12 protein-coding genes are annotated in these 15,047 nt (G+C 55.4%); 6 read left to right on the top strand and 6 right to left on the bottom strand.

Translation table 11 applies throughout. From position 1 onward, the window contains the following. Window positions 1-700, bottom strand: a 700-nt coding sequence (locus FKW19_RS07655; RefSeq protein WP_150395942.1) for a cell division ATP-binding protein FtsE, incomplete at its 3' end; no start/stop codon positions are given. Window positions 701-868: 168 nt separating this feature from the next. Here FKW19_RS07655 and FKW19_RS07650 point away from each other — a divergent pair. After that, window positions 869-1,936: a zinc-ribbon domain-containing protein gene (locus FKW19_RS07650; RefSeq protein WP_089178866.1), complete on the top strand. Its 1,068-nt coding sequence runs from the start codon at window positions 869-871 to the stop codon at window positions 1,934-1,936. A 59-nt stretch (window positions 1,937-1,995) separates the two neighbouring features. Here FKW19_RS07650 and FKW19_RS07645 read toward each other — a convergent pair whose 3' ends face one another. Further along, window positions 1,996-2,391 carry a hypothetical protein gene (locus FKW19_RS07645; RefSeq protein WP_089178867.1) on the bottom strand — a complete coding sequence of 132 codons (396 nt, stop codon included), beginning with the start codon at window positions 2,389-2,391 and terminating at the stop codon, window positions 1,996-1,998. Window positions 2,392-2,626: 235 nt separating this feature from the next. Here FKW19_RS07645 and FKW19_RS07640 point away from each other — a divergent pair, with 235 nt between their 5' ends. Genes FKW19_RS07640 through FKW19_RS07620 form a run of 5 tightly spaced genes read left to right on the top strand, consistent with a single transcriptional unit; the run spans window position 2,627 to window position 8,860 of the window. Continuing rightward, a complete protein-coding gene (locus tag FKW19_RS07640; protein ID WP_089178868.1) occupies window positions 2,627-4,477 on the top strand; it encodes an ATP-binding protein in 1,851 nt (616 codons plus the stop codon). Further along, window positions 4,461-6,458: a response regulator gene (locus FKW19_RS07635; RefSeq protein WP_063353900.1), complete on the top strand. Its 1,998-nt coding sequence runs from the start codon at window positions 4,461-4,463 to the stop codon at window positions 6,456-6,458. The genes FKW19_RS07640 and FKW19_RS07635 overlap by 17 nt, the downstream gene beginning before the upstream one ends. 46 nt (window positions 6,459-6,504) lie before the next feature. Next, on the top strand, window positions 6,505-7,104 hold the full coding sequence (hslV, locus tag FKW19_RS07630; RefSeq protein WP_006115974.1) for an ATP-dependent protease subunit HslV: 600 nt from the start codon (window positions 6,505-6,507) through the stop codon (window positions 7,102-7,104). Next, the gene (hslU, locus tag FKW19_RS07625; RefSeq protein ID WP_089178869.1) at window positions 7,104-8,417 is read left to right on the top strand and encodes an ATP-dependent protease ATPase subunit HslU; all 1,314 of its coding nucleotides are present in this window, start codon (window positions 7,104-7,106) and stop codon (window positions 8,415-8,417) included. Before hslV ends, hslU begins: the two co-directional genes overlap by 1 nt. Then, window positions 8,417-8,860: a SufE family protein gene (locus tag FKW19_RS07620; RefSeq protein ID WP_006115972.1), complete on the top strand. Its 444-nt coding sequence runs from the start codon at window positions 8,417-8,419 to the stop codon at window positions 8,858-8,860. Before hslU ends, FKW19_RS07620 begins: the two co-directional genes overlap by 1 nt. A gap of 128 nt (window positions 8,861-8,988) precedes the next feature. Here FKW19_RS07620 and FKW19_RS07615 read toward each other — a convergent pair whose 3' ends face one another. From FKW19_RS07615 to FKW19_RS07600, 4 genes are all read right to left on the bottom strand, one after another. Next, on the bottom strand, window positions 8,989-11,316 hold the full coding sequence (locus tag FKW19_RS07615; protein WP_089178870.1) for a xanthine dehydrogenase family protein molybdopterin-binding subunit: 2,328 nt from the start codon (window positions 11,314-11,316) through the stop codon (window positions 8,989-8,991). Further along, window positions 11,309-11,785 (bottom strand): (2Fe-2S)-binding protein, encoded by a 477-nt coding sequence (locus FKW19_RS07610; protein ID WP_006115970.1) that lies wholly within the window; start codon window positions 11,783-11,785, stop codon window positions 11,309-11,311. The genes FKW19_RS07615 and FKW19_RS07610 overlap by 8 nt, the downstream gene beginning before the upstream one ends. A gap of 20 nt (window positions 11,786-11,805) precedes the next feature. Next, window positions 11,806-13,134: a cytochrome c gene (locus FKW19_RS07605; RefSeq protein ID WP_089178871.1), complete on the bottom strand. Its 1,329-nt coding sequence runs from the start codon at window positions 13,132-13,134 to the stop codon at window positions 11,806-11,808. A gap of 404 nt (window positions 13,135-13,538) precedes the next feature. Then, entirely contained in the window at window positions 13,539-15,011 is a 1,473-nt protein-coding gene (locus FKW19_RS07600; protein WP_089178872.1) for a mannitol dehydrogenase family protein, read from the bottom strand. Window positions 15,012-15,047 lie beyond the last annotated feature (36 nt).

Raw genomic sequence — 15,047 nt, 5'->3', positions numbered from 1 at the left:
CGTTATGCGTGGCCACAACCATGGTGGTACCCATGTCGCTGAGTTCAGCAAACATATCCAGCAACCGGTGGGCTTGGCTTTCTTCCAGCGCGTTGGTGGGTTCATCTGCCAAAATCAGGCCGGGGCGGTGGATAATGGCGCGGGCAATAGCTGTGCGCTGTTGCTCCCCGCCAGAAAGGCTGGATGCGGGGGCATGCAGGCGCTCACCCAATCCTACCCATTTAAGAATGGCTTGGATTTCATCCTGAATTTCATCTTCAGGGCGTTTTTGCAGGCGCAAAGGCAGGGCCACATTATCCGCCACGCTCAAGCCGGGGATAAGTTTGTAATCCTGATGCACCATGCCGATTCTCTGCCGCAGGCGTACAAAATGCGCACGCTTTTCCGCCTTGGAAACAGGTTTACCCAAAAGCAGCATACGCCCTTGCGTGGGCAGTGTTTCAAGGTGCAGTAGGCTGAGCAGGCTGCTTTTACCTGCGCCCGATGGGCCAAGAAGCCAGCGGAATCCCCCTTGCGGAATAGAGAAGGAAAGATCGGACAATACCAGCGCATTCTGCTTTTTGCCCCGCCGCCATGAAACGTTTTCCAGACGGATCATGCTGGAACCATAAAGGACGGAAGTGGCGTAAAGCGGAGCGATTGTTGCATGTATGTAGTGTAACCGACAGGCGGGGGAAGTGTCGATTGAAAGACACAACATACTGCTTAATAAACGGTCTGTTCCATCTTTTTGGCGCGATGTCTGGCGCGAACGGGCGTTACCTGTGCTAAGGGGGATGCCAAATCTGTTCTTCCGTTCGATGCCTTAGCCTCGCATCTGCGTGCAGCAGGCGCAGGGAGGAAGGCAGCCTTTATCAAGAGAGTGTTCATGAAGATCGTCTGTCCTTCCTGCGGTGTGGCCTATCAGGTTCCAGAGGCTCTTCTTGCCAAAAGGCAAATGCTCAAATGCTCTGCCTGTGGCGTTAAATGGCGGGTTCAGATCCCGCAGCCTCAGCCAGAACCTGTTGCGGAACCTGTGCCGCATGAACACGCTCAACCCCAATCTGCACAGCCAGAAGCAACAGCACCACACAGCGCGCCGAAAGAAAGTGCGCCACAAAAAAAAGTGGATTCTCCCACAGCACCTTCGGAAGCTCCTGCTGTCGATAGGCCGGATTCGGAGCTTCCACCACCCGTAACAGAACCTCCGGTACCGCAGGCACCTGTTCAAGAACCAGTTGCTACGCAAACAGCCGAAGCATCTGTGCCGGTTGCAGAAGTGTTGGCGCCAGAGGCCGTTCAGACCTCGCCGGAACCTCAGCCTGTTCCACAGCAGTATGCCCCGGAAATTCCAAGTGCGCCCGTTACTGAATCGACGCCTGTAGCAGAGCCGGAATCTTCTCCTGCGCCAGAGCCAGAAAAGCCAGTTGCGCCGCCGCCTGTTTCGGAAGCCCCACAGCCCACAACTGTGCGGCAGGTGCATGTTAAACAAACACCTCCGCCGTATGCTCAGCCGCATGTGGAGCCAACGCTATCGGCGGCAGCAAAACCTTCTGCTGCGCCTACGCCTGTAGCAGCACCAGAACAGCCGCAGATCAGAGAGCCCGCAGCACAAACGGGCCAACGTTATGAGCCTTTGCGTAAGGCATCACCCGCTGCGGAATCCGCCGCCCCGCGTGTTGCGCCAGAAGCAGGGGCCGCAAACCCGCCGCGGCCTATGGGAATGCCCAAAGTGCGGCCAGAAGTTGCACAGGCCTATGCCCAAAGTGCGGCGGCGCATGTTGCGCAACCTCAAGCACAATTGGTGCGTGGGCTGATTTTAACGGAAAAATTCTGGAAAATAGCCTGGATTATCAGCGTTGTTCTGGCTGTTATCGGTTTTGTGGCTATCTGGCATTGGTGGAATGCCATTGTGCACGCATGGCCTGCTGCGGCGCGCCTGCATCGTGCAGGCTAATACCTGATACGAAAGAGACGCGCGTGGCTTGCTAGGGATAGAGTAGGCTTGCGCAGCGTTTACATGCTGCGCCCGGCCAGTGTTGCCAGAGTAGCGCCTGCAGCAGCCAAAGCCATTAGCATAATACCATCCCAGATCAGGCCGCTGGCTGTTAGATCATGCCCAGCAATGGCAAGATGATGTGGAATGGCGGAAGCCACATTGGCAATGGCATCTCGCGCTTGCGGGTCTGCCGATGCGGCAGATTTGGAAAGTGCGCCAACCAGCGCGGGCAGGGCGGCCCATGCCACACCTGCAATCAGCAACAGTGGGGCAAACAGCTCGGCAACCTGTTGCACAAAATAGAACGCAAAATAACAGACAGACCAAATAGCTGTGCGCACAAGGGCAAAGCTGGAAGTGCCAGAACGAGAGGCAGCAGAAGACTGGGAAGAAAGGGGCATGCGCGTGTCCATTGGTATCGTTCCTTGCCGGCAGTAACAGGGCCGAGTGGTTTTGCTGTATCCAACCCACAGAGCGCGCAGGCGGACTATTCTTGCCATGTATATACAGGCACAGGGTAAAGCATGCCAATGGATAGCCATATGGCGCATGCAAAGCATGTTTTTATATGGGTAACGCATTCGCGATGAGGGTGTGCAGGAAGATTTTTGTTAGAATATATTTTTTACACTGACCTCTCGGAAGGGCATGTCAGCGGCTTTTATGCCGGTGGCCGGTAAAATTATGGATTTTCTTTCCTGCTCCATCCTGTTTGCTGGGGTGGACGCGGCTTGGCAGGCACATCTTGAAACTCTGCTGCAGGCGCGTGGGTTGCGTGTAAAAAGCGTGGCGGATGGCCGTTCTGCCTTTGCCGGGTTTGATGAAGATCTGCCTGATCTTCTGGTTGTGCCAGCACGCTTGCCAGATATGCCCGCCACCCAACTTTGCCAGCGGTTGCGCTTAAACGCGGCCACGCGGGGTATTCCTGTAGTGGTGGTGTTGCCAGAAGCCAACAGCAGGCAGGAATCCGAAATTCTGGAGCGCGGGGCAGATTGCTGCTTCAGCATGGCGGATAATCCGCTTTTACTTGTTTTTCGTATCTGCGCGTTGCTGCGTGAATATGATGAAGACCTTGCCGGGCGAGAGGGCGTGGTTTTTCGCCAGCCGCGCATTGTTATCATGACAGCGCCGGGCGGCGTATTGTGGGCATGGTCTGATAGGCAAAAACCCGCAGATTTTGAGCCAGCCAGAGGCGGCCAACCTTATCTGGTGGAGCTTCTGCAACAAAATGGGGAAGACGCTCTGCTGGTGGAAGATCCGGAAAAGCTGGATCTTTCCGGTATTGCCGGCAGCCGCGCCTGCCCGGATTGTGTGGTGGTGGATCTGGCCTGTCCAGCATTTGATGGCTTGGCGCTTGCTCGCACCATAGCTGCTTTTCGCAGGCGCAGCCGCCAGTGCACGCGCATTATGGGCATGGTGGAGCACGGTGGCCTATCTGGTGAGCAAGTGGCCCGTGCATTTCATGCCGGTATAGATGATCTGCTAGATGCCGATACGCCAGTAGATTTGCTGGTGAGCCGCATTGGCAGCCTTGTGCGGCGCAAGACATTGCAAGATGAAGCCCGGCGGGAAGAAGCGCATATAGAAAGCGCTCGTGCGCGTATGGCGCTGGCCGATGCCCTGCGGCGCGTCAATGCAGATCTGGCAGCGGCCAATCGCAAGCTGATAGAGGCGCAGGCCAAACTGGTGCAGTCCGCCAAAATGGCATCATTGGGGGAACTGGCTGCCGGTATTGCGCACGAATTTAACAACCCATTGGCGTTTGTGCTGGCGCATGAAAACACGGTCAAACGCAGCATGGTGAAGGCCCTGCATGCTGTGAGATCGCAAGATCTGGTAACGGCAGAAACCGCATTGCAAAAGGGGAGCGAACGCCTATCTGCCTCTCTTATCGGTCTTTCACGCATGCGGGATCTGGTGGCCAGTTTACGCCGTTTTTCCCGCTTGGAGGAAGGGGAGTTTCGCCGTCTGGATGTGCCAGAGGCCATAGGTATGGTGCTTACGCTACTTGCCCCCAAGCTGGGGCAGGATATTGAGGTCACCTGCAAGCTGGAGGCTCCGCCAGAACTGGTGTGTCAGGCGGCGCTGGTAAATCAGGTGGTTATGAATATTGTAAGCAACGCCGCAGATGCCATTTTGGACACACGGCGCGAGACGATTCAAAGCCCCGAGCCTACGCTTTCACGTGCAGATCGTATCCTTATCACCTCGTTTTTGGAGCAAGCCGAAAGCGGCAAAGGTGAAGAATACGTGATCCAGATAAGCGATACCGGGCCGGGTGTGCCCAAAGAGTTGCAGGAACGTGTTTTTGAACCGTTTTTTACCACAAAACCTGTAGGGTCTGGTACGGGGCTTGGGCTGGCCACGGCATACGGTGTTGTGCAGGCCCACGGCGGCAATGTTGTTGTAACCAATGCAAGCACGTTGGGGGGTGCCTGTTTCACCCTCCGCGTGCCATACAGAGCAGGAGAGGAGAGGCGCGGTGATAACGTTGCCTGACCTAAAACAGCGTCCCATCGTGCTTGTGGTGGATGACGAACCGGAGATTCTGGTTGCGCTGACAGACCTGCTGGAAGGGGCCTATCATGTTCTTTCTGCCTCATCGGGAGAACAGGGTTTGGCGTTGCTGCGTGAAAACCCAGATGTAGCGGTTATTATCTCGGACCAGCGCATGCCGGGCATGACGGGTGATGTCTTTTTGGCGCAGGCGCGGGATATTTCCGGTGCAGGGGCTATTTTGCTGACAGGGTATGCCGATATCTCTGCCGTGGAAGCCGCGCTGAACCAAGGGCAGATCTCCTTTTTCGCCTACAAACCGTGGGATGATGAAACACTTCTTTCCATGGTAGGGCAGGCGGCTGCGCGCTATTTTCTGGAAAAAGAGTTGGAGTGTGAGCAGCTTTTGCTACGCGGGTTATTGGAAAACCTGCCATTTGGGCTGGCGTTCAAGGATCAGAACGGTTGCTTTATCCGCCTGAACCAGCAGATGGCGCGGGAGTTTGGCCGTAGCGTTGCCGAATGCTTGGGCCAGAAAGAAGAAGATCTGGTAAATGGCCCACGGCATGAAAGTCTAGAAGAAGCACAGCAGGCACTGGAAACATCTGGCCGGGATCAGCAGGTCTTGCAGCTTCCGGGGCCAGATGGGCAAAACCGCTGGCATGATCTTACGCGCGTGCGGTTGGACAGCTTGCGCAACGCCCCTGTGCGTTCGGGCTTGTTGTCCGATTATTCCATTCTGATTGATCGGGATGTGACAGACCTGCTGGGGCTGGAACAACGCTTGCGGCAGGCCCAGAAAATGCAGGCAATCGGCACCTTGGCGGGTGGCATTGCGCATGATTTTAACAATCTGCTTACCGCCATTCAGGGGTCACTGGAGTTGGTGCAGGATCTGGAGCCCCCGCGGGAGCCGGGTGTGGCGCGCCTGTACCAGAACGCCATGGAAGCTGCACGCCGAGGGGGCACACTTACGCGCAAGTTGCTAGACTTCAGCCGACCACGCCATTTGGTATGCCAGCGCGTGGAGGTGCAGGACGTAATGCAAAACCTCCAAGGCTTCATGAAGCAGGGCAAGGTGCCAGAAGATATTCGGGATGCGCTGGATTCTGCCTTGGTAGAAGGTAGCGGGCGCTTTAGCAGCGTGCAGTTTGCCTTGCCCGAAGAACCTCTGCCACCTGTATGGACAGACCCCGTGCAGCTTGAACTGGCGGTGTTTAGCCTGTGCATCAACGCCATTGATGCGCAGCCGGAGGGCGGCAGCACCAGCGTTTCTGTGCGGCAGGTTGCCCGGCTGTTAGGCCGACATGTTGGTAAGGATCATGCTGGCGCATGGGTGGTGGTGCAGGTTTCAGACAGAGGCGTGGGCATGACGGAAGAAATGCGTGCCCGCATTTTTGATCCGTTTTTTACCACCAAGGATATGGGGCAGGGCACAGGGCTGGGCCTGTCCATGATTTATGGCTTTATCAGCCATTGTGGTGGTGAAGTACGCGTAGAAAGTACACCGGGTGGCGGCACTTCTGTGGAATTGTGGTTCCCGGCCATGGATGCGCAGCTTTCAGCATCTCTCCCGCCCACTGCGGCTTCTGGTAATACCACGACCAACATCCGCACACTGGCAACCACCCCACAGGGCCGCGCTATTCTGGTTGTGGATGATGAGCCGGGCGTGCGGGCCGTAACGGCAGGTTTTCTAAGCCGCGCAGGGTATGAGGTCTTAGAATCTGCCAGCGGGGCAGAAGCTGTAGAAACCGTGCGCAACAGGCCAGATATTGCCCTTGTGGTGATGGATGTGATGATGCCGGGGATGAATGGGGGGGAGGCCGCACAGCGTATTCATGCAGAGCGGGCGGAACTGCCGGTGCTGTTTGTAACAGGTTACGCAGATCTGGGCATTTTGCCCGAAGGCGTGGCCGTGCTGCACAAACCTTATACGCGTGATGCGCTTTTAGGAGATGTGAAGGCCATGCTGGCTGCATAGGCCAACCCCTTGTTCTGGGCGCAATAAGGCTTATCTGAGGAAGATCATGCATACTCTTCATACAGCTTCCTCATCCCATGATCCCGTCGGCTGGCACGGGACAACCATTCTCTGCGTGCGGCGCGGGGCCGAAGTTGCCATGGCGGGCGATGGTCAGGTCACGCTAGGCAGCACGGTTGTAAAGGGCAATGCCCGCAAGGTGCGCCGCATAGGCCCGCAGGATAATATTCTGGCGGGCTTTGCTGGGGCTACGGCAGATGCCTTTACTCTGCTTGAGCGGTTGGAAGCCAAGCTGGAACGCTACCCTAACCAGCTTGAGCGCGCCTGTGTGGAGTTGGCAAAAGATTGGCGGACAGATCGTTATCTGCGCCGGTTAGAAGCCATGATGGCCGTGGCAGATGCCGAACATTCCTTTACCCTCACAGGCAATGGCGATGTTTTGGAACCCGAAGATGGCATTATCGCTATTGGCTCAGGCGGCAATTACGCACTTTCCGCCGCGCGTGCCCTACTAACAGTTGATGGGTTGGGGGCGGAGGAAATTGTACGGCGATCTATGAAGATTGCCGGTGATATCTGCGTTTACACCAATCATTCTGTCCGGGTGGAAACACTCAAGGCAGCCTCAGATCAGGAGAGCCGGTAATGGATGCTCCTAATTTTTCCCCGCGTGAAATTGTAAGCGAACTGGATCGGTTTATTGTGGGCCAGCAGGATGCCAAACGGGCCGTGGCCATTGCCATGCGCAACCGCTGGCGGCGTGCGCAGCTTTCTGAGGGCATGCGTGAAGAGGTTGTGCCCAAAAATATCCTTATGATTGGCCCCACGGGCTGCGGTAAAACGGAAATTGCCCGCAGGCTGGCAAAACTGGCTCAGGCGCCTTTCCTAAAGGTGGAAGCTACCAAGTTTACCGAAGTGGGTTACGTGGGCCGTGATGTAGACAGCATTGTGCGCGATCTGGTGGAAGTGTCCATCACCATGCTGAAAACATCGCGGCGCAAGGATGTTGAAGAAAAAGCTCAGCAAGCAGCGGAAGAACGCATTGTAGATGCTCTGGCAGGGGAAGGATCTTCTGCTGATACAAAAAGCAAATTCCGCAGCATGCTGCGCACTGGGCAGCTTGAAGACAAGGAAATTGATATTGCCGTAACCGAGCAGGCCCCTGCCGGAAGCGGTGAAATGCCCGGAGCCATGCCGGGGCAGGCCATTAATGTAGGCGATATGATGAAGGCCTTCATGAACCGTGGCCCCAAGCAGAAAAAGCTCAAGGTTTCTGTGGCACGGGAATATCTGAAGCGTGAAGAAGCCGACCGCCTGCTAGATGGTGAGGCTCTCACGCGGGAAGCCGTGACGAATGCGCAGGAAAACGGCATTGTCTTTCTGGATGAGATAGACAAAGTGTGTGCCCGTGCCTCGGAAAGCGGCGCAAAGGGGGGCGATGTCTCCCGCGAGGGGGTGCAGCGTGATCTGCTGCCACTTATTGAAGGCACAACCGTTTCCACCAAATACGGGCCGGTAAACACAGACCATATTCTGTTTATTGCTTCTGGCGCGTTCCATCTGGCCAAGCCGTCTGACCTTTTGCCAGAGCTTCAAGGTCGTTTGCCTATTCGGGTAGAATTGCAGCCTCTGAGCCGCGAAGATTTGCGCCGTATTCTAACAGACCCCGAACATTCTCTGCTCAAGCAGTATATCGCCCTAATGGGAACTGAAGGCGTTACCCTAAACTTTGCAGATGATGCCATAGATGCGCTGGCTGAATTGGCAGCGGATATTAACGACCGTGTTGAAAATATTGGGGCGCGGCGCCTTGCCACAGTGCTGGAAAGATTGTTGGAAGATGTCTCTTTCACGGCATCGGATCGTAAGGGCGAAACCGTGGAAGTAAATGCTGCAATGGTGCAGGAAAAAGTCGCGCCACTGGCGCGCAAGGGAGATCTGAGCAGGTTTATTCTGTAATGGAAGCACCATTTGTAACGCCGCAGGAAGATACGGCAGAAGAAGCTATTGAGGCCATCCGCGATGAGCTGGAAATCTTTGATGATTGGATGGAGCGGTATCAGTACATCATAGAAATGGGGCGCAAGCTGCCGCCGTTTCCTCAGGAATGGTGTGATGATGCCCACCGTGTGCCCGGCTGCCAAAGCCAAGTATGGCTGGAAGAAAAGGAAGAAGACGGCAAGCTGTATTTTGCTGGTCTGTCTGATGCCGCCATAGTGTGCGGGCTGGTCGCCTTGCTGCTGCGCGTATATTCTGGCCGATCCAAGGCAGAAATTCAGGCAACAGATCCTAAGTTTTTGCGTGATCTGGGGCTTGTGCAGGCGCTTTCCACCAACAGAGGCAACGGGGTGGAAGCTATGGCGCGGGCTATTCGTTCCGTTGCGGCTTCTGCTGTGGCCTGAACAGAATGTGAATTGCGCTGCCTGCACACAGATGGTGCAGTTCCAAATAAAAAACCGGCGTGCTGGAAAAATCCAGTCCGCCGGTTTTTTTTTATGTCTGCTTTAGAAAAAAGCGGAAGCCTGAAAAATCAGGCGTTCCCTTTTTCTTTTAGCGCTTTCAAAATGTCAGCCGGGCGTACAGGCAGGTGCCGCATACGCACGCCAACAGCATTAAAAATGGCGTTGCCAATAGCTGGTGCAATGGTGGTAACACCCGGTTCACCAAGCCCCATGGGTTTTTCCGTGCTGGGCAGGAACTCAATATCCATATCCGGCACATCTGTAATACGCAGGGGCGTATAGGTGTTCAGGTTGCGGTCACGCACGTTGCCGTTTTCAATTTCCGTGCCTTCAAACAGCGCCATGCTCAGGCCCCATAGTGCGCCGCCTTCGGTCTGGGCCAAAGCGCCGTCTGGGTCAATAATCGTGCCTGCATCCAGAACCAGCCAGATTTTCTGGCAGGTTACAACACCTGTTTCGCGGTCAACATGCACCTGTGCGGCGCCTGCTGTCCATGTAGGCATGTTGCGTTCCTGCCCGAAGGTGGTGGCAATGCCAATGGCCGTATCTTTAGGCAGCCTGACTTTGCCGTAACCGCACTTTTCCACCAGCTTTTTGAGCACATTGGCCTGGCGGGATGCGCCACCAACAGAGTTGGGAGCACTCCCTGCGTTGCGGCCTTTGCATGTTAGCAATCCAAGGCGGAAATCAACCGGGTCTTTCCCATAATCATGGGCCAGTTCATCCAGAAAGCTTTCATGCGCCCATGGTGTCCAGCCGGAACTAACCGAACGCAGCCAGCCGGGGCGGAAGGTAGCATCGGCCAGATCATTATCCAGCGCACGCACCAGAATGGGGCCAACGTCGTACCAATGGTCAGCGCCTGCAATGGCGAACTGATCGTATGGCTTGCCGTCTTCACCTTTTTCCATAAAGGCGGCAGCCATCACACCAGTTGGCCAACCGGCAGAGGCATGGTGTTCCCACCCGTTGATGGAACCATCCTTATTGACACCCGCGCGCACGGTCTGGATGGACGGTGAGCGGATGGAATCAAATAGTACGTCATCAGACCGGGTGAAGATCAGTTTAACAGGCTTGCCGCCCAAGGCTTTGGAAATCAGTGCGGCAGGAACTGCGTAATCCCCGTTCAGGCGGCGGCCAAAACCACCCCCCAGCAGGTAGCTGCGCATCACCACATCGGATTCGGGAACCTGAAGCGCCTTGGCAATAACGGGCAGGAACAGTGTTTGCCACTGGTTACCACAATGCACTTCCCACTTGCCTTCATGCAGGCGGGCAAGGGCGTTCATGGGTTCTAGCTGATAATGCAGTACGGAAGAGCACGTATAAGTGCGTTCCACCACCTTATCGGCTTTGCCCAGCGCTTCATTCACCCCGGCATCATTGAAGATGCGCGAACCGCCGGTTTTTTCGGCAATCTGCTTGCGGCCGTGTTCAATAATGTCCTGCTCGGTCACGTTGGCGGTTTTACCCGGTGTCCACGTGACTTTCAGGGCATCTGTTGCGCGGATGGCAGCAGGGTAGGAGGAAGCAAGAACCGCAACCCAGCCCGGCACCGTATTGGAAGGATCATCCAGTACAATGTAGCGGATATAGCCCTTAACCTTTTTGGCTTCCGTATCATCAACAGAAACCACTTTGGAGCCATACCGTGTGGGCGGCATTTTGGGGCGCGCGTACACCATGCCTTCCAGCTTGGCATCAATACCATAAATGGCTGAGCCGTCTGTTTTGGAAGGAATATCCAGCGCTTTAACTTCACGCCCGATCAACCGGTGTTCAGATGCAGGCTTCAGCGGCAGCTTGGCCATTTCATCTGGCGTAAAGGTACGGGTGGGGTGCGCACGGCTTACAATATCACCGTAGGAAATGGAGCGCTTGCCCGCAATAACCTGCCCATTACGTGCGATACAGGCAGAAGGTGCCACACCCAGCAGGCGTGCGCCTTCTTCCACCATAACGGTACGGGCTGCGGCACCAGCTTGGCGGAACTGATCCCACGTCAACCAGACAGACCATGAACCACCTGTAATCATCAGGCCCCATTTGGGGTCTGTATCTACATAGGTAATCCGAACCTTGTTCCAGTCCGCTTCCATTTCATCGGCAATAATCCGGGCAAGGGCTGTGCCAACATGCTGGCCCATTTCCGCACGGATAACGTTTACGTTCACCCAGCCATCTGGTGCAATGGAGCACCAGATTGTGGGTTCAAACGCACCACCGGCGGGCAGATTGCCTGCAGCCTGCGGATAAACCTGCGCAGCGTTACCCTGCCGCGCAAAGCCGAACATAAAGGCCGAGCCCATGGCCGTAAGCAGAAAACCGCGGCGCGTAGGCCCACGGCCAGCGGCCCGATCCTGCCGGGCTGCAATGCGTTCCAGCTTACCCATGAGATGCCTCCTCCTTCTGCATGGCGGCGGCGGCTTTTTTAATCGCCTTGCGGATGCGCACATACGTCATGCATCGGCACAGGCTACCGCCCATTACGCCGTCAATCTGCTCATCCGTTGGGTTAGGATAATCTTTCAGAAGGCTGACAGCCTGCATAATCTGGCCGGACTGACAATACCCACACTGCGGAACCTGAATATCCTTCCAGGCTTCCTGCACAGGGTGCTTGCCTTCTGGGTGCAGGCCTTCAATCGTGGTTACATCAGCGCCTTCTATGGAGCTAACGGGCGTAATGCAGGAGCGGGTGGCGCGGCCACCCACCAGCACGGTGCATGCACCGCACTGGCCTACGCCACAACCAAACTTTGTGCCTGTCTGATCCAGATCATCACGCAGGGCCCACAACAAAGGGGTATCTTCTGGCACATCGACGGAAACGTCACGGCCATTGAGTTTGAATTTTATCATCTCTTGCTCCGTGTTCCGTCTTAGTGCGAAGAATTGACAGGAACTGGCTGGACGGTCTTGCGCACTTCGGCGGCCTTTTTCTCAAGGTTTGTCCACGGTGGCAGTGTGGTGCGGGTGCGGCGCAGATAGGCTGCAATGCGGGCCATATCCTTGTCAGACAGCGCATTGTAGAAGCTGGGCATGGCTACGCCAGATTGCCCTTCTTCCGCTGTAAGCCCACGCAGCATAACCTGATACAGGTTTGTGGGTTCATCCAGCCATAGTGCGTTGTTGAGCGCCAGATCCGGGCGGCCAAGAACAGGCGTAGGCGCTGCATTGTAATGGCAGGCCGCACAGGCGCCCTGATACAGCTTTGCGTCTGGGTCCACATTCGGGCCGATCAGATCGGTTTTGGATTCTTCCATGGCGCGAGCCAAGGCGGCCTTATCGTTCTTTTCACGCTCGGCAGCGTGATCCACATCCGCAAAGTAATGCGCAATGGCATGCACATCTTCTTCCGGCACAGTGGAAAGGAAGCGATGCGGCACGGGGGACATAGGCCCACCAGCCGGGCCGTGCAGTGGTGCTACGCCAAAGCGCAGATACTGGAACAGCTCGTCTTCCGTCCATGTGGTGGGGGTTGGGTTGTGCTCGTTAAGAGCGGGCGCAATCCAGTTATCCACCACAGCGCCATCGTAGGCAGAGCCTTTCTTTTCGGCTCCCATAAGGTCACGCGGGGTATGGCATGCGCCGCAATGGGCATTGCCTTCGGCCAGATAGGCGCCACGGTTCCACAGGGCATCATGCCGAGGGTCGGGCTTGTACACGCCGGGGCGCAGATACAGCAGCTTCCAACCCGCCTGAAGAATACGCAGGCTGAGCGGGAAGGGCAGCTCGTTCGGGCGGCGAGACATATGCACGGCTGGGCGTGTCATGATGTAGGCATACAGATCGGAAATATCCTGATCCGTCATCTTGGTGAAATGATCGTACGGGAAAGCCGGGATCAGATGCACGCCCTTGCGGGATACACCAAGATGCATGGCGCGGCGGAAGGCTTCTTCCGACCATGCGCCAATGCCCATTTCAACATCTGGTGTGATGTTGGAAGAATAGATAGCCCCAAACGGGGTATCCATTTTATAGTCACCAGCCAGTTCCGGGCCGCCGCCGTTATCTGTGCGGGTGTGACATTCGGCGCAATACCCTTCGGCAGCAACAATCCGCCCGCGTTCTATCTGCTCGGCAGAAAAGCTGGCGGGGTTTGGCCGCTCAATTGGTGCAATCGGTGGATACCACGCATAATATAAGAACCCGAGCCCCCCAAGGACCCCGGCCGCGGCTACTCCCGCTAGAAAACGTTTGATCACTCTACCCCCAATCCCGTGAAAAACGTACCATCTGGCGGGCAACACGTAAGCCTACGCGCCATGAGCCGATGGATCAGCGTCTGAGGTTCGTTTCTTGATTCAGGACAATTCTTATCTGGATTTGCGATGTAAATAAACGCATAGGTTCCACTGTATTACAGTGAAATTTGAATAAGATTTATTTGCCTGCTGAGAATATTGCAGAAAAACAGGGGTTTGATCTTTATCTATATTTCAATGAATATAGTTAAGCGTTGATTTTGCATGTATGCCATGCGCTCAGTTCTTGAAAGAAATCATATTTTTGCGATGAAAGGGGTCGTTGCGCTCTCTGGTCTGGCTGTGTTTGGTAGGCAGGGTAGGGAGCGCAACGGTAATTTAAGGCATATAAAGCCTAAGCTTGCTTAGCCAGCGTGCTGGGCAAGGGTTTTGTGTGTGCCTTGTGCACGAATGCTCTGGCGTAGCTTTACAACATCAGTTGCAAAATTGGGGTAATCTTTCAGGTTCCAGCCTGCAAAAACAGTCATCTGTAATCCTGCGGCCAGATCTTCCGCGCGTGCTAGCGCCAGTTGCTCTGCGTTGATGGCAGGTTCTGTAATGGTGTAGGGCGTGCCCTTATCCGTAGTGCCGCGCAGATATTCTAAAAAACAAGCCGTGCCAAACGCCAGCCGCCAATGATCGCGCCCAGAGCTGAGAACCCCATTGACAGTATCTGTCAGGAACACAGGCAGTTTAGAGCCGCTATCAGAGGCAATGCGTAAAAGCTGATCTCCAACCGCCGGGTTGCGGAAGCGGTGCAGCACCTGCTGAGCATATTGCGCCAGAGAAAGACCTTTGGGCGGTGTAATGAACGGTGAGGCATCTTCGGTCAGAAAACGTTCCAGATGCCCCAGCAACAAGGTGTCTGCTATGGCATGAGGCACGGTGTCATACCCCATCAGCACGCCGGGAAGTGCCAGCATGGAGTGAGAGGCGTTGAGCATACGCAGTTTCACCTGCTCATAAGGCCCAACATCATCCGTAAACTGTACGCCCACAGTTTCCAGTTCCGGGCGGCCCGCGCAGAAATGATCTTCGATAACCCATTGAGTGAAGTCTTCTGCAAAAATGGGCATCTGGTCGGCCACGTCTGTCAGAGCATCCAGCCGTGTTATATCGGCTTCACCAACGGAAGGTGTAATCCGATCCACCATGCTGGATGGAAAGCTAACGTTTTCTTTTATCCATGTGCCCAAAATGGGATCACGCGCTGTGGCGTAGGTGCAAAAAGCTGTGCGGGCCACCTTGCCGTTATGGCGCAGGTTATCGCAGCTGAGCACTGTAAAGGGGCCGGTGCCGCTTTCGCGCCGCTGGCGTAGGGCTTCACAAACCAGCCCGAATGCTGTTTCGGGTACATCACGCGCCAAATCTGCTTTAATATCAGGGTGATCCAGCGTGAAGTTGCCTTTGGCATCCAAGTAGTAGCCACCTTCTGTAATGGTCAGGGTGACAATTTTAATATCCGGATCTGTCAGGCGTTTAATGGCGGCAGCGCGATCTTTGGCAGCATGCACATATTCTATAATGCTGCCGATAACACTGGTTTCATGGGAGCTATCGGGCGCAAAGGTGGTGAGGGTGTACAGGTTATCCTGTTCCGCCATAATGGCTGCGCGCTTGTCTTCCCGCGCGGAGTTGCGCAATCCCACACCAACAATGGCCCAGCCTTGCTGGCCCTCACGCTCCAGAACTTTGTTGATATACATGGCCTGATGGGCGCGATGAAAATTGCCCACGCCAAGATGCGCAATGCCTGCTGTGGTTTTCTGCCGATTATAACGCGGCGTTGTAACCTGAACAGGAAGCTGATGCAGTGTGGCGTTGGAAAGAGGGATCATGAAAACTGTGTACCTCGCTTTAAAATATCTGTTGGT

Origin of the sequence: Acetobacter sp. DmW_125128 (genome assembly GCF_008704325.1) — a bacterium.
GTDB classification, from domain to species: Bacteria; Pseudomonadota; Alphaproteobacteria; order Acetobacterales; family Acetobacteraceae; genus Acetobacter; species Acetobacter oryzifermentans.
Note: the sequence above shows the minus strand (reverse complement) of the source record. Positions and strands in the feature narration are given on the sequence as shown.

Excerpts from the sequence above, each read along its gene's own strand:
- FKW19_RS07650 (WP_089178866.1), top strand. The coding sequence starts at position 869 with ATGAAGATCGTCTGTCCTTCCTGCGGTGTGGCCTATCAGGTTCCAGAG.
- FKW19_RS07645 (WP_089178867.1), bottom strand. The coding sequence starts at position 2,391 with ATGGACACGCGCATGCCCCTTTCTTCCCAGTCTTCTGCTGCCTCTCGT.
- FKW19_RS07640 (WP_089178868.1), top strand. The coding sequence starts at position 2,627 with ATGTCAGCGGCTTTTATGCCGGTGGCCGGTAAAATTATGGATTTTCTT.
- hslV (WP_006115974.1), top strand. The coding sequence starts at position 6,505 with ATGCATACTCTTCATACAGCTTCCTCATCCCATGATCCCGTCGGCTGG.
- hslU (WP_089178869.1), top strand. The coding sequence starts at position 7,104 with ATGGATGCTCCTAATTTTTCCCCGCGTGAAATTGTAAGCGAACTGGAT.
- FKW19_RS07620 (WP_006115972.1), top strand. The coding sequence starts at position 8,417 with ATGGAAGCACCATTTGTAACGCCGCAGGAAGATACGGCAGAAGAAGCT.
- FKW19_RS07615 (WP_089178870.1), bottom strand. The coding sequence starts at position 11,316 with ATGGGTAAGCTGGAACGCATTGCAGCCCGGCAGGATCGGGCCGCTGGC.
- FKW19_RS07610 (WP_006115970.1), bottom strand. The coding sequence starts at position 11,785 with ATGATAAAATTCAAACTCAATGGCCGTGACGTTTCCGTCGATGTGCCA.
- FKW19_RS07600 (WP_089178872.1), bottom strand. The coding sequence starts at position 15,011 with ATGATCCCTCTTTCCAACGCCACACTGCATCAGCTTCCTGTTCAGGTT.